At 65.3% G+C, this 24,612-nt stretch carries 27 protein-coding genes; 10 read left to right on the top strand and 17 right to left on the bottom strand.

What is annotated here, in order from left to right:
• The first annotated feature begins 3 nt into the window (after positions 1 to 3).
• A complete protein-coding gene (locus tag LWC34_RS35065) occupies positions 4 to 225 on the top strand; it encodes an FmdB family zinc ribbon protein (RefSeq protein ID WP_233729554.1) in 222 nt (73 codons plus the stop codon).
• A 54-nt stretch (positions 226 to 279) separates the two neighbouring features.
• Here the strand turns inward: LWC34_RS35065 and LWC34_RS35060 are convergent, their stop codons facing one another.
• Entirely contained in the window at positions 280 to 867 is a 588-nt protein-coding gene (locus LWC34_RS35060) for a TetR/AcrR family transcriptional regulator (protein ID WP_233729553.1), read from the bottom strand.
• An 82-nt stretch (positions 868 to 949) separates the two neighbouring features.
• A complete protein-coding gene (locus tag LWC34_RS35055; protein ID WP_233729552.1) occupies positions 950 to 1,327 on the bottom strand; it encodes an SPW repeat protein in 378 nt (125 codons plus the stop codon).
• 127 nt (positions 1,328 to 1,454) lie between these two features.
• On the opposite strand from LWC34_RS35055, the gene LWC34_RS35050 reads away from it, so the two are divergent.
• From LWC34_RS35050 to LWC34_RS35040, 3 genes are all read left to right on the top strand, one after another.
• Positions 1,455 to 2,549: a chromosome segregation protein gene (locus LWC34_RS35050; RefSeq protein ID WP_233729551.1), complete on the top strand. Its 1,095-nt coding sequence runs from the start codon at positions 1,455 to 1,457 to the stop codon at positions 2,547 to 2,549.
• Positions 2,550 to 2,684: 135 nt separating this feature from the next.
• Complete coding sequence (locus tag LWC34_RS35045) at positions 2,685 to 3,644, top strand: ankyrin repeat domain-containing protein (protein WP_233729550.1); 960 nt, start codon at positions 2,685 to 2,687, stop codon at positions 3,642 to 3,644.
• A 160-nt stretch (positions 3,645 to 3,804) separates the two neighbouring features.
• Entirely contained in the window at positions 3,805 to 5,223 is a 1,419-nt protein-coding gene (locus LWC34_RS35040) for a carboxylesterase/lipase family protein (RefSeq protein WP_233729549.1), read from the top strand.
• On the opposite strand, the gene ccrA is transcribed toward LWC34_RS35040, so the two are convergent.
• Together ccrA and mce are read right to left on the bottom strand one after the other, a co-directional pair.
• The gene (gene ccrA, locus LWC34_RS35035) at positions 5,220 to 6,551 is read right to left on the bottom strand and encodes a crotonyl-CoA carboxylase/reductase (RefSeq protein WP_233729548.1); all 1,332 of its coding nucleotides are present in this window, start codon (positions 6,549 to 6,551) and stop codon (positions 5,220 to 5,222) included. The two genes, LWC34_RS35040 and ccrA, sit on opposite strands and share 4 nt — an antisense overlap.
• A gap of 90 nt (positions 6,552 to 6,641) precedes the next feature.
• Positions 6,642 to 7,085 carry a methylmalonyl-CoA epimerase gene (gene mce, locus LWC34_RS35030; protein WP_233729547.1) on the bottom strand — a complete coding sequence of 148 codons (444 nt, stop codon included), beginning with the start codon at positions 7,083 to 7,085 and terminating at the stop codon, positions 6,642 to 6,644.
• 144 nt (positions 7,086 to 7,229) lie between these two features.
• On the opposite strand from mce, the gene LWC34_RS35025 reads away from it, so the two are divergent.
• The 6 genes from LWC34_RS35025 to LWC34_RS35000 all read left to right on the top strand — a co-directional run bounded on the left by LWC34_RS35025 (position 7,230) and on the right by LWC34_RS35000 (position 13,045).
• Positions 7,230 to 8,417 carry an acetyl-CoA C-acetyltransferase gene (locus LWC34_RS35025; RefSeq protein ID WP_233729546.1) on the top strand — a complete coding sequence of 396 codons (1,188 nt, stop codon included), beginning with the start codon at positions 7,230 to 7,232 and terminating at the stop codon, positions 8,415 to 8,417.
• Positions 8,401 to 9,378: a methylmalonyl Co-A mutase-associated GTPase MeaB gene (gene meaB / locus LWC34_RS35020; RefSeq protein ID WP_233729545.1), complete on the top strand. Its 978-nt coding sequence runs from the start codon at positions 8,401 to 8,403 to the stop codon at positions 9,376 to 9,378. The genes LWC34_RS35025 and meaB overlap by 17 nt, the downstream gene beginning before the upstream one ends.
• A 31-nt stretch (positions 9,379 to 9,409) precedes the next feature.
• The gene (locus tag LWC34_RS35015) at positions 9,410 to 10,240 is read left to right on the top strand and encodes an LLM class F420-dependent oxidoreductase (RefSeq protein ID WP_233729544.1); all 831 of its coding nucleotides are present in this window, start codon (positions 9,410 to 9,412) and stop codon (positions 10,238 to 10,240) included.
• A 71-nt stretch (positions 10,241 to 10,311) separates the two neighbouring features.
• Entirely contained in the window at positions 10,312 to 11,070 is a 759-nt protein-coding gene (locus LWC34_RS35010) for an ABC transporter ATP-binding protein (protein WP_372496688.1), read from the top strand.
• Between the two features lie 125 nt (positions 11,071 to 11,195).
• Positions 11,196 to 12,410, top strand: coding sequence for a sensor histidine kinase (locus LWC34_RS35005; RefSeq protein WP_233729543.1), 1,215 nt, complete (start codon positions 11,196 to 11,198; stop codon positions 12,408 to 12,410).
• Positions 12,398 to 13,045: a response regulator gene (locus LWC34_RS35000; RefSeq protein ID WP_233729542.1), complete on the top strand. Its 648-nt coding sequence runs from the start codon at positions 12,398 to 12,400 to the stop codon at positions 13,043 to 13,045. Before LWC34_RS35005 ends, LWC34_RS35000 begins: the two co-directional genes overlap by 13 nt.
• A 53-nt stretch (positions 13,046 to 13,098) precedes the next feature.
• Here the strand turns inward: LWC34_RS35000 and LWC34_RS34995 are convergent, their stop codons facing one another.
• The 13 genes from LWC34_RS34995 to LWC34_RS34935 form a co-directional block, all read right to left on the bottom strand.
• Positions 13,099 to 13,326, bottom strand: a complete 228-nt coding sequence (locus LWC34_RS34995; RefSeq protein ID WP_233729541.1) for a hypothetical protein — start codon at positions 13,324 to 13,326, stop codon at positions 13,099 to 13,101.
• A gap of 2 nt (positions 13,327 to 13,328) precedes the next feature.
• Complete coding sequence (locus tag LWC34_RS34990) at positions 13,329 to 15,272, bottom strand: putative T7SS-secreted protein (RefSeq protein WP_233729540.1); 1,944 nt, start codon at positions 15,270 to 15,272, stop codon at positions 13,329 to 13,331.
• Positions 15,269 to 15,640 (bottom strand): hypothetical protein, encoded by a 372-nt coding sequence (locus tag LWC34_RS34985; RefSeq protein WP_233729539.1) that lies wholly within the window; start codon positions 15,638 to 15,640, stop codon positions 15,269 to 15,271. The genes LWC34_RS34990 and LWC34_RS34985 overlap by 4 nt, the downstream gene beginning before the upstream one ends.
• On the bottom strand, positions 15,637 to 16,029 hold the full coding sequence (locus LWC34_RS34980) for an SseB family protein (protein WP_233729538.1): 393 nt from the start codon (positions 16,027 to 16,029) through the stop codon (positions 15,637 to 15,639). The genes LWC34_RS34985 and LWC34_RS34980 overlap by 4 nt, the downstream gene beginning before the upstream one ends.
• Positions 16,030 to 16,120: 91 nt before the next feature.
• Entirely contained in the window at positions 16,121 to 16,693 is a 573-nt protein-coding gene (locus tag LWC34_RS34975) for a hypothetical protein (protein WP_233729537.1), read from the bottom strand.
• Positions 16,686 to 17,315, bottom strand: coding sequence for a hypothetical protein (locus LWC34_RS34970; protein ID WP_233729536.1), 630 nt, complete (start codon positions 17,313 to 17,315; stop codon positions 16,686 to 16,688). Before LWC34_RS34970 ends, LWC34_RS34975 begins: the two co-directional genes overlap by 8 nt.
• On the bottom strand, positions 17,309 to 18,550 hold the full coding sequence (locus LWC34_RS34965) for a putative T7SS-secreted protein (RefSeq protein ID WP_233729535.1): 1,242 nt from the start codon (positions 18,548 to 18,550) through the stop codon (positions 17,309 to 17,311). The genes LWC34_RS34970 and LWC34_RS34965 overlap by 7 nt, the downstream gene beginning before the upstream one ends.
• On the bottom strand, positions 18,547 to 18,879 hold the full coding sequence (locus tag LWC34_RS34960; protein ID WP_233729534.1) for a DUF6317 family protein: 333 nt from the start codon (positions 18,877 to 18,879) through the stop codon (positions 18,547 to 18,549). The genes LWC34_RS34965 and LWC34_RS34960 overlap by 4 nt, the downstream gene beginning before the upstream one ends.
• Positions 18,880 to 19,223: 344 nt before the next feature.
• Positions 19,224 to 20,216: an ABC transporter substrate-binding protein gene (locus LWC34_RS34955; protein WP_233729533.1), complete on the bottom strand. Its 993-nt coding sequence runs from the start codon at positions 20,214 to 20,216 to the stop codon at positions 19,224 to 19,226.
• Between the two features lie 13 nt (positions 20,217 to 20,229).
• Positions 20,230 to 21,258 carry an ABC transporter permease gene (locus LWC34_RS34950; RefSeq protein ID WP_233729532.1) on the bottom strand — a complete coding sequence of 343 codons (1,029 nt, stop codon included), beginning with the start codon at positions 21,256 to 21,258 and terminating at the stop codon, positions 20,230 to 20,232.
• Complete coding sequence (locus tag LWC34_RS34945; RefSeq protein ID WP_233729531.1) at positions 21,255 to 22,016, bottom strand: ATP-binding cassette domain-containing protein; 762 nt, start codon at positions 22,014 to 22,016, stop codon at positions 21,255 to 21,257. The genes LWC34_RS34950 and LWC34_RS34945 overlap by 4 nt, the downstream gene beginning before the upstream one ends.
• Positions 22,013 to 23,047 carry a class I mannose-6-phosphate isomerase gene (locus LWC34_RS34940; protein WP_233729530.1) on the bottom strand — a complete coding sequence of 345 codons (1,035 nt, stop codon included), beginning with the start codon at positions 23,045 to 23,047 and terminating at the stop codon, positions 22,013 to 22,015. The genes LWC34_RS34945 and LWC34_RS34940 overlap by 4 nt, the downstream gene beginning before the upstream one ends.
• Positions 23,044 to 24,027, bottom strand: a complete 984-nt coding sequence (locus LWC34_RS34935; RefSeq protein ID WP_233729529.1) for a LacI family DNA-binding transcriptional regulator — start codon at positions 24,025 to 24,027, stop codon at positions 23,044 to 23,046. Before LWC34_RS34935 ends, LWC34_RS34940 begins: the two co-directional genes overlap by 4 nt.
• Positions 24,028 to 24,612 lie beyond the last annotated feature (585 nt).

Below are 24,612 nucleotides of genomic sequence, written 5' to 3'. Positions count from 1 at the left end.
GGCGTGCCGACCTATGAGTTCAAGTGCCGTGACTGTGCCGACACGTTCGAGGTCAACCGGCCGATGAGCGAGTCGAGCGCCCCTGCCTCCTGTCCGTCCGGCCACACCGACACCGTGAAGCTGCTCACCATGGCCGGTCTCGGTGGCCGTGCCGGTGGCGCTGCTCCGGCCATGGCGCCTTCAGGTGGTGGCGGCGGTTGCTGCGGTGGCGGCTGCTGCGGTTGACAGCCCGGTGCCCCATGAAACAGTGCCCCCGACAAAACATCGGGGGCACGACTGTCAGGTTTTCGCGCCCGCGCCCAGGGTCAGCGCGTCGGCGATGAACTCGACCTCGCGGTCCATCATCGGGGGGTCCTCCGGGTGCCGTGCCACCGAATGCCGGTAGCTCACGGCAAGGGCGAACAACCCGGCCGCGCTGTCGACGTCGGCCAAGGCGATCGACCCCGCGCCAGCGGCGATGATCACCGCCTTCACCTGGTGCACGATCGTCTGGAACCGCGCCTGGAGGGCTTCGCGGACATCTTTGTGGGTGTCTGCTTCCCGCCATAACAGGTGGGAGAGCAGTCTGGAATCCGAGAGTCGGGCGTCCAATTCGGCGACGAGCCCGCGCAGGCTCGCTGCCACGTCTCCTGGCACCACGACGTTCGCTGGTTCGATGAACTGGTCAGGCAGTCGCTTGACCAACGCGGTCAGCAGGTCTGACTTGCGGCGGAAGTAGTAGTGCACGAGGCCTTTGGGCACTCGGGCGGCTTCGGCGATACGTGAGGTCGGCGTCGCGTCGAATCCCGACTCGGCGAACAGTTTCTCTGCTGCGGCGAGGATCCGTTCCTTCGCGGAGGGATCGTCACCGGACTTCGACCGGGCCACTGGCAACAACCCCCTCAAGCGGAATGCGCACCGGCATCACACCAAGTCCGGTACGCACTCCGCAACAAGGTTGGCGTAAAACTCAGTGCTGGCCCGCCATTCCGCGGTGTGCCGTGTTGGCGGCCGGCAGTGCGGCCAGACCGACGATGAGGGTCAGCGCTCCGATAATGAACGAACTCCACATGGCGCCGGTCATGTCGGTGAAGCCCATGACCCATGGCGAGATGAAGAGCAACACTCCGAGTACGACCTGCACGTACTCGCCGTAGACAACGCCCGGCATAGCGAGCGAGAACAAGCCGTCCAGTGCGATCAGGGCACCGAGGACGATCATTGTCCACATCACGGTGTTCGTCGTGTCCAGCCAGAGCGGCGAAAGCACCGCGACCACTCCGAGCACCACCTCCGCCCAGTCCTGCCAACGGGTCCAGGCCCGCACTGAGCTAGATGTGTCGCTCATGGCGATCACCTCCGTGAGGAGAAAGGTCCTACGTCTTGATAGTGCGCTTGGTTGGCCGGCCGGTCAAGTCTTCGATCGGGTCAAGGGAGTGGGTTTGGCGACACTCGACTCGCGGTAGGTTGGGTGCATGGCTCTAGGCGAGGAGCGCGAGCTCGTACCCCTTGGCGCAGGTTTCGACTACGCGAAGCGCGGCTACAACCGTGCCCAGGTTGACGAACACCTGGAACGGGTGGACCGGGACATGCGCCTGCTCGCCGCCGACCGCGACGCGGCGGTGTCACAGGCGGCGGATCTGGCGCGCCAGCTGGAGATCGCCCGCTCGGAGCTCGACGACATGCGCGGCCAGATCGAGCGGCTCTCGCTGCCGCCGACCACGCTGGAAGGCCTGAGCGAACGTCTGCAGCGAATGCTGCGCCTCGCGCAGGACGAAGCGACCGAGACCAAGGCGCGGGCCGAGGCCGAAGCCGGCCACATCAGGGCGAAGGCGGAGACAGACGCCAACGCGCTGCGCGCCCGTTACGAAGAAATGCTGCGTGGCCTGGACACGCGCCGGGCCGAGATGGAGTCCGAGCACCGCGAAGTGCTGGCGAAGGCCCGCCAGGAAGCCGACGAGATCACCAAGGCGGCCCAGGACGAGCGGGCCAAGCTGGACCAGGAGTCCGAGCAGCGCCGTACGCAGGTCGAAGAGGACTTCGAGATCGCGATGGCCTCTCGTCGCACGGAGTCGATGCGCGCGCTGGCCGAGCAGGAAGCGACGAGCAAATCGGAAGCCGAACGCCGGGTCCGCGAGGCGACGGAAGAGTCGAACCGCCGCAGGCACGACGCGATCACCGAGTCGAAAGCCCGCTTGCAGGAAGCAAGTGAGGAAGCCCACCGCCGCGTCCGCGAAGCGACCGAGGAAGCCAACCGTCGGATCAGCCATGCGGCTCAGCGCGTCGCCGCGCTGCGTCAGCTGCGTACCCGCGTGGCCAACCAGCTCCGCCAGGCCCGCAGCCTGATCCAGGATGCCGACGTCGTGTTGGAGAACGCGACGCCCGTGCTCGACCCGCTGCCCGAGGAGCGGCGCCCGGATGAGTCGCCGACCAAGGCGATCAAGCCGGTCTCGCAGACCGAGGCCGCGGGTGGCCCGCCCAAGGAGCATTGGGAGCCAGCGGAGCCGGACGACTCGCAGACCGACACGACCAAGCCGGTCGCCAAGCCCGTACACAAGCCGCGGCCATAGGGCTACGCTGCCGGTGAGCGCTGGAGGGCGCCGCCGGGTCCGCGGGCAGGACTGAGTCCACCTCTGAAGTGTCACGCCAGATGCTGACGCCTCTTTCGACCCCGACGCGGACCACGGGGCAACGAAGGAGACGTCATGCCGTTTCTTCCCGCGCGCCCGAATCTGGGCCAGTTGCGCAATCAGGCCAAGGATCTGCTGCGGGCTGCCCAACGCGGCGAACCTGACGCGCTTGCCCGCATCGGCGACCGGGTGATCCTCGCCTCGGCACAGTTGGCGATCGCTCGTGAACACGGCTTTTCCAGCTGGCCCGCGCTCAAGCTGGAGGTCACGCGGCGTGAGGTCTTCAACAGCCGGGACCTGTCGCGGCTGGCTCAACTGCTGCGCGAACACCCGTCGCTGGCCACGACGAGGATGGAACATTGGTGTGACCACAAGAGGGGCGCGGATGTCCTCGGTTACATGGCGATGCTGCGGTTCGATCACGAACGATTGGGGCTACCCGCCGACTTGCCGGGCACGGCGGCCATGGCCAAGGCGCTGATCGACGCCGGTGCGCCGGTGGACGGGCAACCCGGCGACCGCGAGACCCCGCTGATCACGGCCGCCAGCTACGGCGACGCGGAGGTCGCTCGTGTGCTGATCGACGCGGGCGCTGACATCGAAGCGAAGTCCACTTTGGATTCCGGCGGGGTTCCTGGCGGGACTGCGCTGCATCACGCGGCCGTGTTCACCATGACCGAGGTTGTTGATTTGCTCGTGGCTTCGGGAGCACGGATCGACAGCCTGGAAATGGCGGCCACGGCAGGTGATCTGAGCGGATGGGAACCGGCGGCGTTTCCGTTGCAGAACCGGTTGCGGGCGTTGGTGTTCGCTGCCGACCACGAACGCCTTGACGTCATCGACGCACTGGTGGCCGCAGGCACTCCCGTCAACGAGGCCGACGAGAAATGGCAGCGGATGCCGTTGCATACCGCTGCGGGCAGTGGTCGGGCTGGCAGCGTTCGGCGGTTGCTGGCGCACGGCGCCGATCCGAACCTGCGTGACCCGGCAACCCACCGGACCGCAAAAGAGTGGCGCGCAGATTTCTTCTCGTGAGTGGTTATCAGCGTTAGAACTCGCGTAACCACTCACGAGGGTTGACGTGCGGTGATGGTTGCCGATTGGGCAGTCCAAAGGGCAAACGCGGTAAATGGTTGGCGCCCGTCTGACACGCGCGAGGAGGATCCCGAGCCGCAAGCGAAGAGAGGAAGTTGCGATGACCGAAGTCCATGCGGCGAAAGTGCGTGGCACCGAAGAGGACGGGGTGGCGGTATTCCGCGGCATCCCGTACGCCGCGCCGCCGGTCGGCGAATTGCGGTTCGCCGCGCCACATCCGGTGAAAAGCTGGGACGGCGACGCCACGAAGTACGGGCCGCCAGCCCCTCAAGCTGGCTACTTCGGCATGGAAACCCTGGTGAAGGACGACCACAACTGGCTGACGCTGAACATCTGGACCCCGGCCACGGACAAGAAACTCCCGGTGATGGTCTGGATTCCGGGCGGCGCCTACATCCTCGGTATGTCCAGCCTGCCCGAGTACGACGGGGTGAACCTGGCCAAAGCAGACGTCGTACTGGTGACGTTCAACTACCGCCTTGGCATCGAAGGTTTCGCGCAGATCGAAGGCAAACCGGCCAATCGCGGCCTGCTCGACCAGGTAGCCGCGCTGGAATGGGTACGTGACAACATCGGCGCCTTCGGTGGCGACCCCGACCAGGTCACGATCTTCGGCCAGTCCGCTGGCGCGGGATCGGTCGCGGCACTCCTGGCGATGCCACGGGCGAAAGGTCTTTTCACAAGGGCAATCGCGCAAAGCGTCGCTGGCACGGTGTTCACGCCAGAGCTCGCCGAGGACATCACCAAGGCCTGCATCGCGGAAGCCGGACAAGATCTGTCTACTGTGGACCCATTCGAACTCTCCGCGATCGGTGACGCGGTGATCGCCAAGATCATGCAGTACGCGGACCGCTGGGGTTTGCCCGCACGCAGGACAATCCTGTTCTCGCCGGTGGTCGACGGCGACGTCCTGCGCCAAACGCCGTGGGAGGCCTTGAAAAACGGCGCCGCCAAGGACATCGAGCTGATCGTCGGCCACACCCGCGACGAACAGCGGTTGTTCAACGCGATCGAGGCCATAGAGGTCACCGAGGAACTGGCGGACGAAGCCGTAAAGCTCTTCGCGCCTAACCCGTACCCCCAGGCGGAACCCGAAGCGCTCTACGAGACAGTCCACAGCGACTGGCTGTTCCGCATGCCCTCACTGCACCTCGCCGAAGCGCAGGTCACGGGCGGCGGCCGGGCCTACCTGTACGAGCTGACCTGGCAGGCCCCGACCATGGGAGCCACGCATGGCCTGGACATCCCGCTTGTCTTCGGAAACCTGGACAAAGGCCAGCCCGCGATGCTGATTGGCGGCGCGCCTGAAGCCGAAGCGCTCTCGGACACGATGCGCAAGGCGTGGACGGGATTCGCGAAGACGGGAGACCCGGGCTGGCCTGCCTATGACACCGAACAGCGCCTGACCCAGGTCTTCGACACGCAGCCGACCGTCACCCCGTACCCAGAGGAGACGTCACGACGGATTTGGCAGGACCACGAGTTCGCGGCCCTGCCTCTGCAGAAGGAAACCCGTTAGATCCCGCGGAAGTTGTTGATCGCGTTGATGTGCTTGGCGCGCATTTCCTCGTCATGCACGCCGAGGCCTTCGGTTGGCGCCAAGCACAGCACGCCCACCTTGCCCTGGTGGGCGTTGCGGTGCACGTCGTACGCGGCCTGGCCGGTGTCTTCGAGCGCGTAGACCTTCGACAAGGTCGGGTGGATCTTGCCCTTGGCGATCAGCCGGTTGGCTTCCGAGGCCTCACGGTAGTTCGCGAAGTGCGACCCGACGATGCGCTTGAGGTGCATCCACAGGTACCGGTTGTCGTACTGGTGCATGAAGCCCGAAGTCGACGCGCACGTCACGATCGTGCCGCCGCGCTTGGCCACGAAAACGCTTGCGCCGAAGGTCTCCCTGCCGGGGTGCTCGAACACGATGTCCGGGTCGTCGCCGCCGGTCAGCTCGCGGATCTTGGCGCCGAAACGCTTCCATTCCCTCGGGTCCTGCGTGTTCTCGTCCGACCAGAACTTGTAGCCCTCCGCCGAGCGGTCGATGATCAGCTCCGCGCCCATCTTGCGGCAGATCTCCGCCTTCGCCGGGCTCGACACGACGCACACCGGCGTCGCACCGCCGTTCAACGCGAACTGTGTCGCGTACGAGCCGAGGCCGCCGGATGCTCCCCAGATCAGCACCGTGTCGCCTTGTTTCATCGCGGCGCCGTTGCGGGACACGAGCTGGCGGTAGGCCGTCGAGTTCACCAGGCCTGGGGATGCGGCTTCTTCCCACGTCAGGTGTGCGGGTTTGGGCATCAGCTGGTTCGACTTCACCAGCGCGATCTCGGCGAGGCCGCCGAAGTTCGTCTCGAAGCCCCAGATTCGCTGCTCCGGGTCCATCATCGTGTCGTTGTGGCCGTCCGGGTGCTCCAGTTCGACCGACAGACAGTGCGCCACGACCTCGTCGCCCGGCTTCCACGCTCCGACGCCCGGGCCCGTGCGCAGGACAACGCCTGCCAGATCGGAACCCACGATGTGGTACGGCAAATCGTGCCGTTTCGCCAGTTCCGACGTTTTCCCGTAGCGCCGCAGGAATCCGAACGTGTCCACCGGTTCGAAGATCGATGTCCACACCGTGTTGTAGTTGATCGCCGACGCCATAACGGCGATCAATGCCTCGCCGGGACCGAGTTCTGGCGTCGCGACGTCCTCGATGTGCAGCGACTTCCGTGGATCTTTGTCCGGGGTATCCAGGCCCGCGAACATTTCGACCTCGTCGGCGTGCACGGTGACCGCCCGGTAGTGATCCGGCACGTCCAGACCGCCGACAGCAGCCAAGTCACCCGAAAGAATGGCGTCTCGGATCTTTTCCACGCCTGACCTCCAACGTCGCGAATTCCCGGAGGTTACCCACGGGTAATCGGAGATCACCACAATTGTGAGACCTGCGCCACCGGGACCGATTCAGTGCTCGGCTGGCTGCACCAATTCCACCAGCACGCCGCCTGTTGATTTGGGGTGAATGAACTGGACCCGGCTGTTTTCCGTGCCGTGTTTCGGCTCGGCGTACAACAGCTCGATGCCCTTGCCGCGAATCGCGTCGGACGCTTCGTCGACGTTCTCGACGCGGTAGGCCAGCTGCTGCAGGCCGGGGCCGCGCTTGCCGAGGAACTTGGCGATCGTCGAGTCCGGCGTCAGTGGCGCGAGCAGCTGGATCGCCGTGCCGCTGCCGTCGTCGCCGGGCGCGCGCAGCATCGCCTCGCGTACGCCCTGCTCCTCGTTGACCTCGGTCGCGGCCAGTACGAGCCCGAATGTTTCCTGGTAGAACGCGATCGCCTCGTCGAGATCGGGTACCGCGATCCCGACGTGGTCGATCGCGGTGACCTTGGCAGCGCCGTCTGTAGCCATGTCCATGAGGGTAAGTGCGGCACACCCGGCTCGCCGCCGGATGTGTGGCCTGTGCGACACCAGCCTTCACACGGAATCGGTGCAGTGAGATACCCATGGGTATCGTCAGTTAACGAGCGCTCGCATCTTTCGTTGGAGGCAGTTGTGTCCGGTTCCGTCATCGTCGCTGGAGCCCGTACCCCGATGGGGCGGCTGCTCGGCCAGCTCAAGGATTTCTCCGGCGCGCAGCTGGGCGGCTTCGCGATCAAGGGCGCGTTGGAGCGCGCGGGTGTCGCGCCGGAGCAGGTGCAGTACGTGATCATGGGCCAGGTGCTGACCGCGGGCACCGGCCAGATCCCGGCCCGGCAGGCCGCGGCCGCCGCGGGCATCCCGATGAGTGTGCCCGCGCTGACGATCAACAAGGTGTGCCTGTCCGGTCTTGACGCGATCGCCTTGGCGGACCAGCTGATCAGGGCCGGTGAGTTCGACATCGTCGTGGCTGGCGGCCAGGAGTCGATGACGCAGGCGCCGCACCTGCTGCCCAAGTCGCGCAGCGGGTTCAAGTACGGCGACGTGACCATGATCGACCACATGGCCCACGACGGTCTGTTCTGCGCGTTCGACCAGGTCGCGATGGGTGCGTCCACCGAGAAGTACAACTCGCGCTACAGCGTGACCCGCCTGCAGCAGGACGAGTTCGCGGTCCGTTCGCACCAACGCGCAGCCGACGCGCAGAAGAACGGCCTGTTCGCCGAGGAGATCGTCCCGGTGTCCGTGCCGCAGCGGAAGGGCGACCCGCTGGTCGTCGACACCGACGAAGGCGTCCGCGGCGACACCTCGGTGGAAACGCTGGCCAAGCTGCGTCCCGCGTTCGCCAGCGACGGCACGATCACCGCGGGCTCGGCCTCGCCGATCTCCGACGGCGCCGCGGCTGTTGTCGTGATGAGCAAGGCGAAGGCCGAGGAGCTCGGCCTGACCTGGCTGGCCGAGATCGGCGCGCACGGTGTCGTCGCCGGTCCGGACGCGAGCCTGCACGAGCAACCGTCCAACGCGATCAAAGCCGCGCTGGCCAAGGAAAACCTCACCGCGGACGACCTGGACCTCGTTGAGATCAACGAAGCCTTCGCGGCCGTCGGCCTGGTTTCCACCGAGCAGCTCGGGATCAGCGCGGACAAGGTGAACGTCAACGGCGGCGCGATCGCGCTCGGCCACCCGATCGGCATGTCCGGTGCACGGCTCGCGCTGACCATGGCGCTTGAGCTCAAGCGCCGGGGCGGCGGTGTCGGTGCCGCCGCCTTGTGCGGTGGTGGCGGCCAGGGTGACGCGCTGATCATCCGTGTCCCGAACAACTGATGTAAGCGATCTGGTCGATCGCGCGCGGGGCGGACAACCGCGCGCGATCGCCAGGTTGATCTCGCTCGTCGAGGACGCCAGTCCGCAGCTGCGTGAAGTCGCCGCCGCACTGGCGCCCTTCTCCGGTCATGCCAGGGTCATCGGGTTGACCGGGCCACCCGGTGTCGGCAAGTCGACATCGACGTCCGCGCTGGTTACTTCCCTGCGGGCGCAAGGAAAACGTGTCGGCGTGCTCGCGGTCGATCCGTCGTCGCCGTTCTCCGGCGGCGCGCTGCTCGGCGACCGGATCCGGATGCATGCGCACGCCACCGATCCCGGTGTGTTCATCCGGTCGATGGCCACTCGTGGGCACCTCGGTGGTCTTTCGTGGGCGACCCCGCAGGCACTCAGAGTCCTTGACGCGGCCGGGTTCGACGTTGTCCTGATCGAGACTGTCGGAGTTGGACAGTCCGAAGTAGACGTTGTTTCGCTCGCCGACACCACAGTCGTCTTGCTGGCGCCGGGAATGGGTGACGGAATCCAGGCGGCCAAGGCTGGGATCCTGGAAATCGCGGACGTCTTCGTTGTGAACAAAGCGGACAGGGATGGCGCCGACGCCACCGTGCGCGATCTGAAGAACATGGTCGCGATGGCGCGCAGGGGGGTCGGCGGAGCCGCATGGCGCCAGCCGATCGTCCGGACTGTCGCGTCCAAAATGGAGGGTTTGGATGAGGTCGTCGCGGCGTTGGACGCGCACCACCAATGGCTGGTGGACCACGGCGAACTGGAGCAACGGCGGCACAGGCGCGCGCAGGCCGAGATCGAGGCGATCGCGTTGGAAGCCGTGCGAGCCGGATTCGAAGGCCGCGGGCACGATGTCCTTGCCGGTTTGGCAAAGCGGGTGGCCGCGGGGGATTTGGACCCCTATGTCGCGGCCGATCAGCTGATCGCGGGAATACCGCGTACCGGTCCGGTGTCCTGACTCAGCAGGACCAACAGGACGGAGTTGCTTGATGCAGTTCGGCATTTCCACGTTCGTCACCGATGACGCCATCGGCCCGGCCGATCTCGGCCGTGCCATCGAAGAACGCGGTTTCGATTCCCTGATCATCGCCGAGCACACGCACATCCCCGCGAAACGCGAGACTCCTTACCCCGGCGGCGGGGAAATGCCGCCGGTCTACTACAAGACCCTCGACCCCTTCGTCACGCTTGCCGCGGCGGCGACCGTGACCGAGAGAATCCAGCTGTTCACCGGGATCGCCCTGCTGATCCAGCGCGACCCGATCATCACGGCCAAGGAAGCCGCGTCGATCGACCTGATCTCGAACGGCCGGTTGATCTTCGGCGTCGGGGCGGGCTGGAACCTCGAGGAGATGCGCAACCACGGCACCGAGCCGGCGACCCGCGGCGCCCTGCTGGACGAGCGGATCGAGGCGATCAAGGCGCTGTGGACCAACGAACCGGCCGAGTACCACGGCAAATTCGTCGACTTCGACCCCGTGCACAGCCGCCCGAAGCCGGTCCGTCAGCCACCGATTTACATCGGTGGCGACTCGAACGCCATGGTCCGCCGTGTGATCAAGTACGACGCGGGCTGGCTGACCAACCCACTGACGGTCGGGCAGCTCACCAAGCGGATCGCCCAGCTGAACGATGGCGCTGGCCGTAGCGTGCCGGTCAGCATGTTCGGCGCGCCGTCCAAGGACCTCGATCTCTGGGCCTCCTACCGGGGCTTGGGCATCGAACGCCTCGGGCTTTTCCTGCCGTCGCGGCCGCGTGACGAGGCCCTCCGGATACTCGACGAGTACGCCGCGCGGGTCGCCGACTTCGAACGGGGGTAGGGCTAACCCCACCTCGTAGTCGGGTGCAGAAGCCATTCTGGGGCCCGCTCGTCCTCAATAGCGTTACCGCCATGAACACACAGGTGATGACGATGGCGCCGGCGTTGAGGATGAGCGGCGTCACCAAGACGTACGGCACCGGCGCGGGGACCGTGCACGCGTTGCGTGACGTCAACATCGAGCTGCGACGCGGCACGTTCACCGCGGTGATGGGGCCGTCGGGGTCGGGCAAGAGCACGTTCCTGAACTGTGCGGCCGGTCTGGACGTGCCGACAAGCGGGCAGGTCTGGCTCGGCGACGCCGAATTGTCCGGGATGAGCGAGACCCAGCTGACCGTGCTGCGCCGCGAGCGGATCGGGTTCGTTTTCCAGGCGTACAACCTGCTCAGCACGCTGACTGTGGCGCAGAACGTCACCCTTCCGCTGCGTCTGGCAGGCAAGCGGGTGGATCGCGCGCTGCTGGCCCAGGTGATCCGCGCGGTCGGACTGGACGAGCGGGTCAACCGGCTGCCGAGCGAGCTTTCCGGTGGTCAGCAGCAGCGCGTGGCGATCGCGCGGGCCCTGGTGACCAAACCGGACGTGGTCTTCGCTGACGAGCCGACCGGCGCGCTGGACACCAGGACCGCACGTCAGGTCCTTGAGCTGCTGCGCAACGTGGTCTCGGGCATGGGCCAGACAGTCCTGATGGTCACGCACGACCCGGTTGCGGCTTCGTACGCTGACTCCGTGATCTTCCTGGCCGACGGCCAGTTCGCTGGCGAGATGCGCAGGCCGACGCCGGAGCTGATCGCCGAGCGGATGACCCACCTCGGTGACCGTGACGCGGCCTGATTTATGCCGTGAAGGTCACCTTCACGGCGTTGAACGCGCGAGGGCCTCCCTTGGCGCGTACCGGGGCTGAAATGGTGTAGTCGGTACCACTGTGCCGGGCAGACGACCAGGGCAGACTCATGGACATGGTGAAGCAGTGGGGGAAGAGCGTCGGATACCTGGCCGCGGTCGGGTTCAGCGCTCCGTTTTCGATGCCGTTGCTGATGCTGCTGCCGCTGAGCGGGATCTCGCTGATCGTGGCCGGGCTCGGGTTCGTGCTGTTCCCGATCGTTGTGATGATCATCAGACTGTGGACGGACGTTCACCGCCAGCTGGTCGGCTGGGTGCTCGGCAAACCGATCCAGCAGCAGTTCCGGCCGCTGACCGGCGGGGTGCTCGCCAGGGTGCGGCAGGTGATCACCGACCAGACCACGTGGCGTGACCTGGTGTGGCTGATCGCCAACACGTTCCTCGGGTTCGCGTTCGGCATGGCCGGGATACTCGTTTCGGTCTTCGCGGTGTTCAGCACGTTGATGCTGTTCTTCTGGTGGGCGATGCCGGAGAGCCAGCCGTTGCAGGTGATGAACGTGGAGATCACCGACCTCGGCCGGGCGATCCTGGTCGGTGCGCCAACCGCGGTGGTCGGGCTGGCGCTGGCGTGGTTCGGGGTACCGGTGCTTGCCAGGGTGCACGCGAACATCTCGAAGCTGCTGCTGTCTCCGTCCAAACTGGCCGAGCGGGTCGAGCAGCTGACCGAGACCAGGGCGGGAGCGGTCACGGCGCACGACGCGGAACTGCGCCGGATCGAGCGTGACCTGCACGACGGCACGCAGGCGCGGCTGGTGTCCATCGCGATGCGGCTTGGGGTGGCCGAGAAAACGTTGGACGCGAAGGATCCCGCGTCGACATTGATCCGAGAAGCACGCGAAGGCGCCGAACAGGCGATGGGAGAGCTTCGCGACGTGATCAGGACGATGTACCCGCCGATCCTCACCGACCGCGGCCTCGACGGGGCGCTGGCAGCCGTCGGGGCTCGTTGCCCGGTGCCGACGGTGGTGGAGACCGAGGACCTGGGGAGGGTCCCGACTCCGGTCGAAGCGGCGGCGTACTTCGTGGTGACCGAGGCGTTGACGAACATTGCCAAGCACAGCAATGCGACGAGCGCGTCAGTGCGCGTTACTCGGGACGAATGCTTGCGCATCACGGTGTCCGACAACGGATTCGGCGGTGTCGACGAGACAAAGGGGACAGGGATCGTCGGGATGCGGCGACGTGTGGCCGCGCTGGACGGTACGGTTGCCGTCGACAGCCCGACGGGCGGGCCGACGGTGATATCGGTGGAGTTCCCTTGCGCGTTGTGATCGCTGAGGACAATGTCCTGCTGGCCGAAGGCCTCAACCTGCTGCTGCGAACCAGCGGCATCGAGGTTGTGGCCACGGCCGGTGATGGAGAGACGTTCATCTCAGCGGTCAGAGAACATCGGCCGGACGTGACCATTGTGGACGTTCGACTGCCACCTTCGTTCCGTGACGAGGGACTGCGTGCGGCGTTGGCGGTTCGTGCGGAGTTCCCGTCACTGCCGGTGCTCGTGCTTTCGCAGTATGTCGAGGAAACGTATGCGACGGAGTTGTTGTCCGACGGGCGTGGCGGAATCGGCTATCTGTTGAAGGACCGGGTCAGCCGGGTTGACGAGTTCGTGGACGCGCTGCGCCGGGTTGCCTCGGGCGGAACCATGATGGATCCCGAAGTTGTTGCGCAGCTTCTGGTTCGGCGGCGCCAAGGGCAAGACCCGATCAGCACGTTGAGTCCACGTGAGACGGAAGTGCTCGGACTGATGGCCGAAGGGCACGCCAACGGCGACATCGCCGCGAAGCTCGTAGTCACAGAGCGGGCCGTGCACAAGCACATCGGCAACATCTTCGCGAAACTGGACCTTCCGCCCAGCGACGGCGGACACCGCCGAGTCCTGGCAGTACTGGCCTATTTGAACAGGTGAACCCTCGTGAGTGGTTAGCCGTGTTCTAACCCTACTAACCACTCACGAGGGATTTAGTCGTCGAGGGGGAAGGGTTTGTAGTCCTCGTCCAGCCCGATCGGCTTGTTGTTGTACCAGGACGGCCATTCCCGCGGGGGCGGAGGGTTTTTCGCCAGTTCTTCCTCACGGCGTTTATCTGCCTCTAGTCTCGCTAGGTGGCGGGCCTTTTCCTCGTCGGACAGCGAGGCGAAGTAGGCCGCGTTGCGTTCCTCGACCTTCCTGATGAGTTCGGGATCGAACATGGTTACCTTCCTTTGTCGGTGAGGCGAATGGTGACATGTCCGGTGACGTCATCCACGTGCACGTCTTTTACCGCGAAGCGGTGAAACGGCGGGAAAGCGACTTCGTGCAGGCCGGTTGACTCGCGCAGGAACGAGACGTCCTTGCCGGTCACCGACTCGATCAGGAACTTGACGTTGCCAGGACTCCCTTGCACCACATCGGTGCTGGTGAAGCCGCGTTCACGCACCTCGCCGCCTGGCTGGTAGCGCTCGAGCAGCTCGGGGATCTTTTCCTTCGGCACGTCGATACCGCGCTCGACCATGCCGACGTAGTCGTCGAGCCGGTTCATGCCGGACGTGGCGTTGCGGATCGCCGCGTCCTGGTTCGCCAGCGCGCCAGGGTCCTGATCCCACAACGCTTTGTTCATATCAGCGTGATCGCGGCCCATGTACCGGTTGATCGCGTCGAGCTCCTCGTTCGGGATCTTCGCGGCTTCGGGATGGTGCTGCCGGATGTCGTCGTACAAGCGGGGATCGGGATCGCCGTAACGGTCCCGGTATGCGGCGTGGTCGCTCTCATCCGCGCGGTAGTCGCGGTCGATCAGCTCATCGCGGGAAATTGGCTCCGGACGTTGCGGTGGCTCAGGCTGGCTTGGCGGGTCCGGCTGGTGGTGAGGTTCGGGTTGGCCCGGCTCGGATTGGCTCGGCGGGTCCGGCTCCCGGCTCGGCGGTGGATCGCCTCGGTCCCCGTAGTAATGCTCGACTTCCTCCTGCGTCGGGCGCAGCGGGTCCTCGGGACCGTGGTCCTCCCACTGCTCGCGCGTCGGCCGAGACGGTGCGTCGCCGTCCAGCCGGTCCGAGATGGACGGTGTGTCGGGTTGCTTGCTCCCAGGCCCCCAGTCGTGCAGCGGGCCTTCGTGATACCCGGAGTCTGAGATGTCGTCCCACTTCGGCGGGGTCGGAATGTCGTCCGCGTGCCGGGTCGCGGTCCTCGTCCCGGCCTCGATCATCTCTTCCATCGCGTTCTTCGCCACGCCAAGAGCGCCACGGGTCGCGGCACCCGCAGCACCCGCGCCACCAGTCGCCGCCGTCATCACGATGTCTGGCAACAGGTTGCCGAGCGCCCGGCCTGGCGAGTCCTTCCACGTATCCCACTGGAGCATCTGTTTGCCGGTCTCAATGGGATTCGTCGCCGCGTGCCACAGCCCGGCGGCGACAGTGCCGAGGTTTTCGACGTACTCCTTGGGGTTCTTCAGGTTGTACGGGTCATACGGGTTGACCATGCGGACCATCTGCACCATGCCCGCGACCGCCGATGCGGCGCCGTCGACGACTTCCCAGGTCTGCGTCGCCATCAGGGAGGCATGGTCGACCAGATCGATCCGCCGCCGCTCCAGCCAGCCTGGCTCCTCGGGCAACTGGTCGCGCAGCTCCGCGATGCGATAGTGCCACTTGTCCGACGCAGCAGACAGTTTCGCCTTCGCGTCGTCCAGAATCTTCTGCGCCTGCGCCTTTTCGCCAGCGGCGGGATCGACGAACTCGGGAAACTCCATCGGGCGCCCGGCTTGCCAGAGGTTACGACTGCGCTCCTCAACGGCGGCCTCGAACGCTTCTTGTGCCTGCTCGGTCTTCTGCTGCGCACGCTTGTACGCTTCGATGGCCCTGGCTGCTTCCTGTTGCGCCTCAGCCAAAGCGTCGCGGTACGGCGTCAACGCGCCCGCGACATCGTTGAGCACTTGGCCGTAACGGGACCACATCTCCGGACGTGCGTCGAACCGGTTGCGGAACGAGTCAGCGGCCGGGCCGGACCAGTGCTCCGCAGTGTCCAATTTGGCCAGTCCATCGCCCGCCTGCCGCATCGCGCGGCCCATTTTGTTGAGCCCGTCGATGGTCGGGCCGAACTCATCAGGCTCACCGGGGATGAGGTCTTTGGGATCGGAGGTGAAACCCAGGTGCGGAACCGTCATTGCATACCGGCTCTCGGCGACTCCATGGTGAACTGGCCCGACCAGTTGTCCCAGAGCTGGCTGAAGCCGGACTTCGTGTCGTCCTCCATCTTCTGGTACACCTTCAGCGTTTCCTTGAGCTTGTCCGCGATGTCGTCGCCGTCGTCAAGCAGATCCCGCAGCACGTATCGGGCGCGCATGAGCACTTCGTCGATCCGGTCGCTGATGGCTTCGTGCCCGGTGACGCTCTCACCCAGATCGAGACTCTCAATGGGCGCGCCGGATTCCTCAGCGCCGTAGATGCCCAACTCGCGCAGCTGCTTCAGGACATCCGTGATTCCGTTGTACGCGTTGTTCATCGCGACGAGGTCAATGGTGTAACCGCTCATCGGGTACCTCCCGGTACTGCGACGTCGTCAGGCACGATTCCGCTCACCGGCGGCAAAGCCATGGCGTGCTCGGCAAGCGGATCAAGCATCACGGCGACAGCGCGACCGTGTGCCCTGATCATCGACGGAACCATGTCGTCGAGCAGATCCGCGCCTGTCAACGAGAAGTACAGGCACTCGGTTTGCACAGAGCGTGCCATCTCTTGCAGTGACGAGTACACCGGCAGCCAATAGCCTTCACCCGGCGGGTGATCCCGGACTGGGATCGCGTTGTCGAGCCGCTCCGCGTACACGGTCGTCCGGCGGAACGTCGACAGCATGTAGCTGGTTTCGCCTGTGCCTGCCCGCAATGCGCGGCACGCGTTGATCAACGCTACGTTCTCACCCACGGGCAATCTCCCCTGTTGTCCGTTCGTGGTAACGATTACCGATCGTAGAGCATCGGTGACCCGACGGGGTAAGGGGTTGGCTACTTTCTGTTTATCCAGGTGGAAGCTGTGCGGCCTGCCGGGCTTCCCATGCGTCAAGGTGCAGCACGACAGTCGACCCGTCACGCCATCGCAGTGTGCGGCTCGCCGGGTCGACATATGGGCGCATGGGGCCGTCGCCCTGCCACAGAGTTTCGACCCGGAACTCCTCGTGCGGGACTCGGATCAGCGCGGATCGGTTGCGAGTCCAGACAAACCAGCACCAGTCCACCTGGTATCGCTGATGCTCGTTCCGTGTCGCGTCCGCGAAATTGACCGCCATACTGGTGGCTGGGCCGCTGACCTTGCTGTTGCGAAAGCCGTGCTGGGGCGTGCCGCCCGACACCATGGCCAGCAGCGTGAGCAGGGTGTTGCGGATCGGCAGGAGAATTCGCCCAAAGAACCACCGGATCCGGCCTTGGCCGGTGAAAGATCCGTTGCGCCTGCGGCCGTCAACCGCGTACGCGGGCCGGAACTCCTCGACGAGGATGGACAACGCCGGTCCGTCGCCCCACATGTGCGCGACCTGCTCGCGCAGTCTCGCGTGGCGTTCGGCGGTCTTGGTGATCTTCGACCACTCAGTCATCGGCGCTTCCTCGCGGCTGCCAGAAGAACCCGTCGAAAATGCCTTCGGCCAGGTCCTTGACGTCAGCCCAGTCCTCGGTGTTCGTGCTCATCACGGACAACGCCACCAACGTAGTGCCATCCTCGTCGGGCAGCCACGCGGTGAGCGCGTGCTGGGAGATCTCGAAGGTCTCCTCGGGCACACCGATCTTGATCTCGCTGTCCGCCCGCGATTCCACGGTCACCGCCGGGCCGGAGTCCAGTTGGACGGTCCGCACCAGGCCGGACTGCTGGCTTTCGTGGATCTCCAGCAAGCCGCTGACGGCTGCTTGGACGGACGCGTGATCGGACGGCATGACGTACGCGCTGAGCAGCACAAGGAGTGGCCGTTGACCGTCGGTCGACTTGAAAATGCCCGCTGACACGTGTGACGCCCCGCCTGCCGCGACTCCAGCGCCGACGGAGGCCAGCGTGATGGCCGCCGCGACCGAGCCCGTGTCCAGCTCGACGGTCTTGAAGACTCCGGCGATCTGGCTTGCCAGGGCACGCAGGCCCTCCTCGGTCAGCTCACCGCGCGGAGTCTCGACGAACTGTTCGGGCAGGACAAGATTGAACTCGCGCAGTTGCCGCACGGACGTCACCACGGTGAGTGCTCCTTGACCTGTTCCTTGCCGTACGCCATGCCCAGCCCGATGCCGGTCTTGATGCCGCTGTTCACCGTCGCGCCCGCGATCAGGCCGCCGGTGGAGAACGCGTCGGTGATGTTCACGCCGGGAATCCAGTTCGCCATCTTCACGCCGTTCGCGTGCGTGTAGCGCGCCGCGTCGTACATCGCACCAGCTGGATCCGCGCGCAACGCGGCTTTCGTGATCGGTGTGAACGTGTCTTCGCCGATCCTGACCACCTTCGCCCCGGCCACCGGGATCCTGGCGACCCCGCGGCCGGTACGCGCCGCCTGGACGGCGGCGTTCTTCATGCCCGCGACCGCTCGGCCACCCGGGATCGCGCCGATCGCGTCCATCCCGATGCTGGTCCACGACACGTCCGCGCCCGCCGCCTTGGCCAGGAGCTTGGTCCCGGCGGCGGCACCGCTCACCACGGCGGCGGCCGTGGCCGTGACCGCGTTCACGCCAGGAATCCAACAGGTCGCGATCGCCACGACACCAAGGACATTGCCGACCGCGCTGAGCACGGTGCCGATCTTGGCGATGACGTCGGCGTGCTCCTTGACGAAGTTCCAGACGTCCGAGGCGAGTTCCTTGACGCCGTCGACGATGTCGCCGAGCGCCTCGCCGATCCGGTCGAAGAATCCAGGCTCCTCCGGCGCCTCGTCCTTGGCCTTGGTCAACGCGTCGGCGACCCGCTCGGCCAGATCCTGATGCTGTTCGAGCAAGCGCTTGGCCTGCTCACGGATGGCGGTCAAGTCGTTCTGCGCACCCGTGAGCTGAGCCTTGGCCTGGTCGAACCGTTGCTGCGCGCTGCGCAATGCCTCGTCGCTGTCGAACATCTGACCGGCGAGCCCGAGATCGGGATTGTTCTCGGCGCTTTGCACGGACTGCAGGGCTTTTTTGGCCTGCACCTCGTAGTCCCGCGCGGTCCGCTGCATCGACTCAAGGTCGTCGGCCCAGTCCTGCAACACTTTCGACGCGTCGCCGAGCGAACGGCGTGCTTTGTCCAGATAGCTGGGAAGTTCGCCGACCTTGCCCTGGAAGCTGTCTGCCGCCTGGCCTTCCCAGACACTGTTCGACCGGCCGATACTCGTCAGTGCGGTGTATGCCTCGTTGAGCTCGGTGGCAACAGTGGTCATGGTGTCGGCGATCGAAGTGACAGAGCCGACTGTGCCAGGTGCGGGGTCGAAACCGAGTGCGGGGTAGCTCACGTGGCACCGCCCATCCTGCGGGAGATCTGCGTGTCGCCCTGTGCGCCAGGGAAATATTCGGCAGTGGCCTGGTCAGCCTGCTGATACTGCTTACGGGTGGCGTCGAGCCCGTCGACCATCTTGCCCGTGCACTCAGCCAGCTTGCCGATGCCGTACTCCCAGCGGTCCTGGAAGGCGTTGCCCGCCTGGTCGATCAGGAAGCTGCCCATGTCCTTCGCGGAGGAATGACGCAGGTTGTCGTTGGCCTTGGTCATCCGCTCCTCGGCATGGGCAAGCTGGTCGATCAACTTGCCCATGCCGCCGAGCTCAAGGCGGTATCCGTCAGGCATGGGGTCCCCGTCTGTTCGTCGCGTGTGGACTATGACGCGGCAGCCGGCCGTTCGGATCCATCCTGTTCCACGTTTTCGAGAGGTTCCGGGTTGGTCGCCAGTTTCGCGGGTTTCGGACAGGTGGCTAGATGCTGGCCCGATACCCCGGCCAAACCACTCACGAGGGTCTACCTGGGAACCGATGACATGGCGGGTGCGTCCGAGAGAACGTCATCACGCCGTTGACGAAGAAGGGGATCACCGCGGAACTCGGCGAGAAGTACAAAATCGGACGATCCGATGTGCGCAGGCCCGAGGACTGAAACCGGGGCACGCCCGAAAGCGTGCCCCGGTGGGGTCCTATCTCAGCACTTCGTCTTGTAGAAGAACTCCGCCTTCGAGTCCATGTCGTCCTTGGTCAACGCGACCAATGGCGCCGAGATGTTGCGCTGCACGGACTTGCCTTCGATCGCGGCGATCGCCTGTGCCACGCCGGTCTTTCCGATCATTCCTGGGTCCTGTGCGATCAGGGCCTGGAACGCGCCGGTGCGCAGTCCCTCCACTTCGGACGGGCTCGCGTCGAAGCCGACCAGTTGCACCTGGCCGACCTTGCCCGCGCTGCGCAGACCGGTCGCCGCGCCTTCACCGGTGTTCAGGTTCGTCGCGAACACGCCGATCAGGTCCGGGGTGCTGGAGATCGCCGCGGTCACCTTCTGTGCCGCGACCGATGGCTCGTTCTCGGTGAACTGGACGCCGATCGACTTCAGGTTCGGTGTCTTCTTCAGCTCTTCCTCGAAGCCCTTCGCGCGCGCGGCCGTTGTCGACGTGCCCGCTTTGGTGTCGAGGACAAGCACCGAACCGGACTTGCCGTTCGTCAGCTTGGCCATCGTCTGCGCGGCCAGTTGGCCACCTTGGGTGTTGTCCGACGAGATCGAGGAGGCGGCCACGCTCGTGTCCTGCAGCGCGGTGTCCACTTCGATCACTTTGACGCCCATGTCCTTGATCTGCTTCATCTGGGGCGCCATCGTTTTGTCGTCGGTCGGCGCGATCAGCAGCGCCGCTGGCTTCTTCGCGCCGAGTGCCGTCACGATCGGGGCCTGCAGCGTCGGGTCGAACTTGTCCGGCGCCTGCGTTGTGATCGTGTATCCGGCTTGGGTCGCCGCTGTCTCCGCGCCGCACTGCATCGAGATGTAGAACGGCTCGTTCTTCACGCCGACAACAAGTTCGAGGTTCTTGTTGGCAGGCGCGGCACCGCTGCTCTGGCCACCGCCCGAGCTGTTGTTCTGGCCGATCTGGCCACCGCAGGCCGCCACCAATGCTCCGGCGGCGAGCACCACAACCAGTGTCTTCGTTGACACTCGAACCTCCAAACTATCGCTTGTTCTGAGAACGGCGCCGTTGCTGGTCGAACCAGACGGCCGCGACCAGTACCGCGCCGACCGCGATCTGCTGCCAGTACGGCTGTACACCGATGATGTTGAAACCCTTTTGCAGCACGGCCGGAATGAACACGCCGATCACCGTGCCGAGGATCGTGCCGATCCCGCCGAACAGGCTCGTCCCGCCCATCACCACACCGGCGATGGCGTTCAGATTGTCCGTGGTGTGCCCGGAGATCGTCGTCGACTGGAAGTACGCCAGCGACATGAAACCCGCGATCCCGGCAAGGAAACCCGTCAGCAGGTAGACGTTCGTCAGGTGCCGGGTCACGCCGATACCCGAACGCCGTGCGGCCTCCGCGTTCGACCCGATCGCGAACGTGTAGCGGCCGAACCTGGTGGTGTGCAACACCAAACCGAAGATCACCGTGATCACCACGGCGACCACGACCAGGTTCGGGATGTTGCCTTCCAACGTGCCGAAACCCAGACTGTCCCGCAGTTCCAACGGAACCGTGCGCACGTTCGTGCCGTCGTTCAGCAGTGACGCCACACCGAGCGCCGCGCCGAGGGTTCCGAGCGTCACGATCAACGGCGGGATGTTGGCCCGTGCCACGAGCAAACCGTTGATCAGGCCCCAGACTGAGCCGCCGGCGATCGCCACGACAAGGCCGACCAGGATCACGCCCCAGCCCGCGTTGCTGGCGTCCTGGTTGGGGCTCATCCACTCCATGGTCTTCGCCGAGATCATGCCAGCGAAGATCAGGACCGAGCCGACCGAGAGGTCGATCCCGCCGGTGATGATCACGAACGTCATCCCGACCGCGATCACCAGCAGTACCGAGGTCTCGATGAACAGCTGCTGGAAGTTGAAGAACGTCAGGAACGAGTCCGGCGCCATCGCGCTGAACACCACGATCAACGCGAGCAGGACCAGCGCGATCCAGAACGTGTTGGCCGACAACAGTCTCGCGCTCAGCGGCCGCCGCTCGACCGGCGCCGATGTGTCCACTGTGGTCATGCCGCGTCCTCCTGAGTCAACGCACCGGTCATCGCGCCGACCAGGTCTTCCAGTGTGGCGTCGGCGGCGTTGAACCGGGCGACACGACGGCCGAGCCGAAGCACCTCGACCCGGTCGGACACCGACAGCACCTCGGGCATGTTGTGGCTGATCAGCACAACCGCCATGCCTTCGTCACGGACGCGCTTGATCACGTCGAGCACCTTTTCCCGCTGCACCACTCCGAGTGCGGCAGTAGGCTCGTCCATGAACACGACTTTGCTGGCCCACACAACAGAACGCGCCACGGCGACGCTCTGCCGCTGCCCACCGGACAATGCTCCGATGGGCACGTCGATGCTCTGCAGCGTCACGCCAAGTCGCGTGAACTCCTCGGCAGCGCGCTTGCGCATCGTTGCCTTGTCGAGCACGCCGAGCTTGCCCAGCAAGCCCTTCCGGCGCAGTTCCCTGCCGAGGAACAGGTTCGCGGCCGGATCGAGATCCGGTGCGACGGCAAGATCCTGATACACGGTCTCGATGCCGAGGCGGCGCGCGGTGACCGGCGAATCCAGCGTCACCGGCTCGCCTTCGAGCAGGATCGTTCCGGAATCCGGGATCTCCGCACCGGAAAGGCATTTGACCAAAGTAGACTTTCCGGCGCCGTTGTCGCCGATCAATGCGACGACTTCGCCTTGACCGACTTCGAACGACGCGCCGCGAAGGGCTTCGACGGAACCATAGTGCTTGACTATGTTCTGCGCCTGCAAAACAGATGTCACAACGTTACCTCCGGTGGCAGGCAGCGAATCGCCACGAGCTCACCGTCCACATTAGCTGGTCCGACCGCGTGCGGGAACACATATGTATCCCCCTTGTGTACCGGCACGTCACCGTTTTCGGTCCGGATCGTACCCGAACCCTCAAGTGCCACAAGGATTGAGAACGAAGCGTCCAATGTGGCGCCACCACGGATCCGTTGTGCCCGAAAGAAACTTGCCGCGTCCGGACCGAGGAGGTCTGTGACGGGTGACGCGCTCTCAGCGTGTCGAACGATCTGCTTGAGACGGTCGGTGCCCCATGCGGACCGGTCGAGGCAGTCGAGCACGACGTCGTATCCGAAACCGAGGTGCCCACCTGCCTCGGAGTCGAGAAAATCCTTCCACTCCAACGTAACCGAGAGGTCTGTCGGCTGCTGAAGCTCGACAATGAACACGCCAGCGCCGATCGCGTGCGGCAGTCCGGCTGGGACGAAGACCGTGTCGCCAGGGCGGACAGTCACCGGGTTCAAAGCATCGAGCATCGCTGCGGTGTCCTGTTCGGACACCCAATCGGCCACTGTGGAGCTGGAAAGGTCTTCCTTGAATCCGATGTGGACCGCACCGCCGTCGTCCGGTGCGCCGACGATGATCCACGCCTCGGTTTTGCCGAAGTGTGACCCCATGTGCTTCTGCGCGAAGGCATCCGACGGATGGCAGTGCACGGGAAGCCGCTGTCCGGCATCGAGCAGCTTCACCAGCACAGCGGGATCGCCGCCGAACCGTTGCGCATGTGCCTTGCCGAGCCAGTTCTCCGGGTGTTCACGGACCGCGTCCCGCAGCCATTGACCGTTCGCCAGTTTGGTCAGACCGTCCGTCGCCATGCCGTAGCGCGTGGTCGTGGAGCCGACCCAGTCTTCCGGCCCGTGGTCCGTCCGCGCGTTGCCCGCACCTCTGAGTGCCTCGATCGAGCCGCCACCGGCGTAGAACTGAGCAGGCTGGTTGGCGGGCAGCCACACCGGGGATTTCCCGGTCGTGACGTCTGGGCTGTTCAAGGGCGTACCTCTCCCGATCCCCGAGGGATGATGTTGGCCGGCAGCACGATCCTGCGCGGCGGTGACGTGTCGCCCTCCATCCGGGCGAACAACAATTCGGCGGCAGCACGGCCCATCGCGGCGATGTCGTGCGCGAGCACGGTCACCGGCGGGTCGAGCAGATCGGCCAGCTCGAAATCGTCGAAACCGGCCACGGCAGGCCGCGCGTCCAACGCGTTGAGAGCACGTAACACCGTGATGGTGATCCGGTTGTTCCCGGTGATCAGCGCGGTAGCCGGTGCGGTGCCAGACAGCAAGCGGCGGACAGAGCTAGCCACCCCGGCATCGGTATGCGGACCCATGACGACGAGGGATTCGTCGTAACGGATGCCTGCTTTCGCGCACCCTTCGCGAAAACCCCGTAACCGCTCACTGGCGGTGAAAATATCGGGCGCGTCACCAAGGAAAGCGATGCGCGTGTGCCCGTACTGAGCGAGATGCGCCACCATCGACGCGGTGCCGCCAAGGTTGTCGACCAATACGGTGTCGGCCACGACATCGCCCGCGGGCCGGTCAACGAAAACAACCGGCGTGCCAGCCCGCATCTCGGGCACAAGGTATCCATGCTGCATGCCCGCGGGCACCACGATCAGACCGTCGACCCGGCGCGAGCAGAACTCCAACGCCAGCTCACGTTCCCTGGCAGGATCCTCGGCGGAAGAACCCGTGAGCACCTGACGGCCAAACGCGCGCGCAACCTCCTCGACCGCCCTGGTCAGCACGGAATAGAAGGGGTTGCCGACGTCCTCGAGAACGAGGCCGATGGTGCCGGTGGACATGCCCCGGCGAAGGTTGCGGGCGCCGAGGTTGCGCCGAAACCCCAGCTGTTCGATCGCGGCCAGCACGCGCTCAGCGGTGTCCGGATGGACACCGGGCTCGTCATTGACCACCCTGGAGACGGTCTTGATGCTCACACCGGCAAGCCGAGCGACATCACTCATAGTCGCCCGGCGGACCTTGCGTGTCCCTGGTTCCGACAACGTTGTCATGGTGGCGCCGAGTATCACGCCGAGCTAGATCGATGTCAACGGCACCGAACGGATCAGCGCGCGTTCTCGCGTGTGTACGCACGTTCTCGCGTGTCCACCGGCTCCGTCATGGTGAGTTGAACCCGCGAGCGGCGCACGGCGGGTACCAGCCGCGCTGGAAGCGAGTCGAGCAGTTTGACTCACCGTGACGGAACGGTGGACACGCGCCAGGGCGGTGCAATGCAAGATGCCCTAAAACAAAAGTCCGCAAGGAACGGTGGACACGGTGTGCTGGAACGGTGGACACGGTGTGCTGGAACGGTGGACACGGTGTGCTGGAACGGTGGACACGGTGTGCTGGAACGGTGGACACGGTGTGCTGGAACGGTGGACACGGTGTGCTGGAACGGTGGACACGGCGGCGGTGGGTGATGGCTAGTGCGGATGGGGTAACTGGGTGGATGGACATCTGGTGAAGGGTTGACGCGGACGGCAACTCTGCGCAGTGTGGCCGACACGAACGGTTGATAGCGACAAGGTTGTCAGTCAATCCGAGAG

It is taken from the genome of Kibdelosporangium philippinense (assembly GCF_021390435.2).
GTDB classification, from domain to species: Bacteria; Actinomycetota; Actinomycetes; order Mycobacteriales; family Pseudonocardiaceae; genus Kibdelosporangium; species Kibdelosporangium philippinense.
The sequence above is the reverse complement of the archived record's forward strand: the minus strand, read 5'-3'. Positions and strand labels throughout refer to the sequence as shown.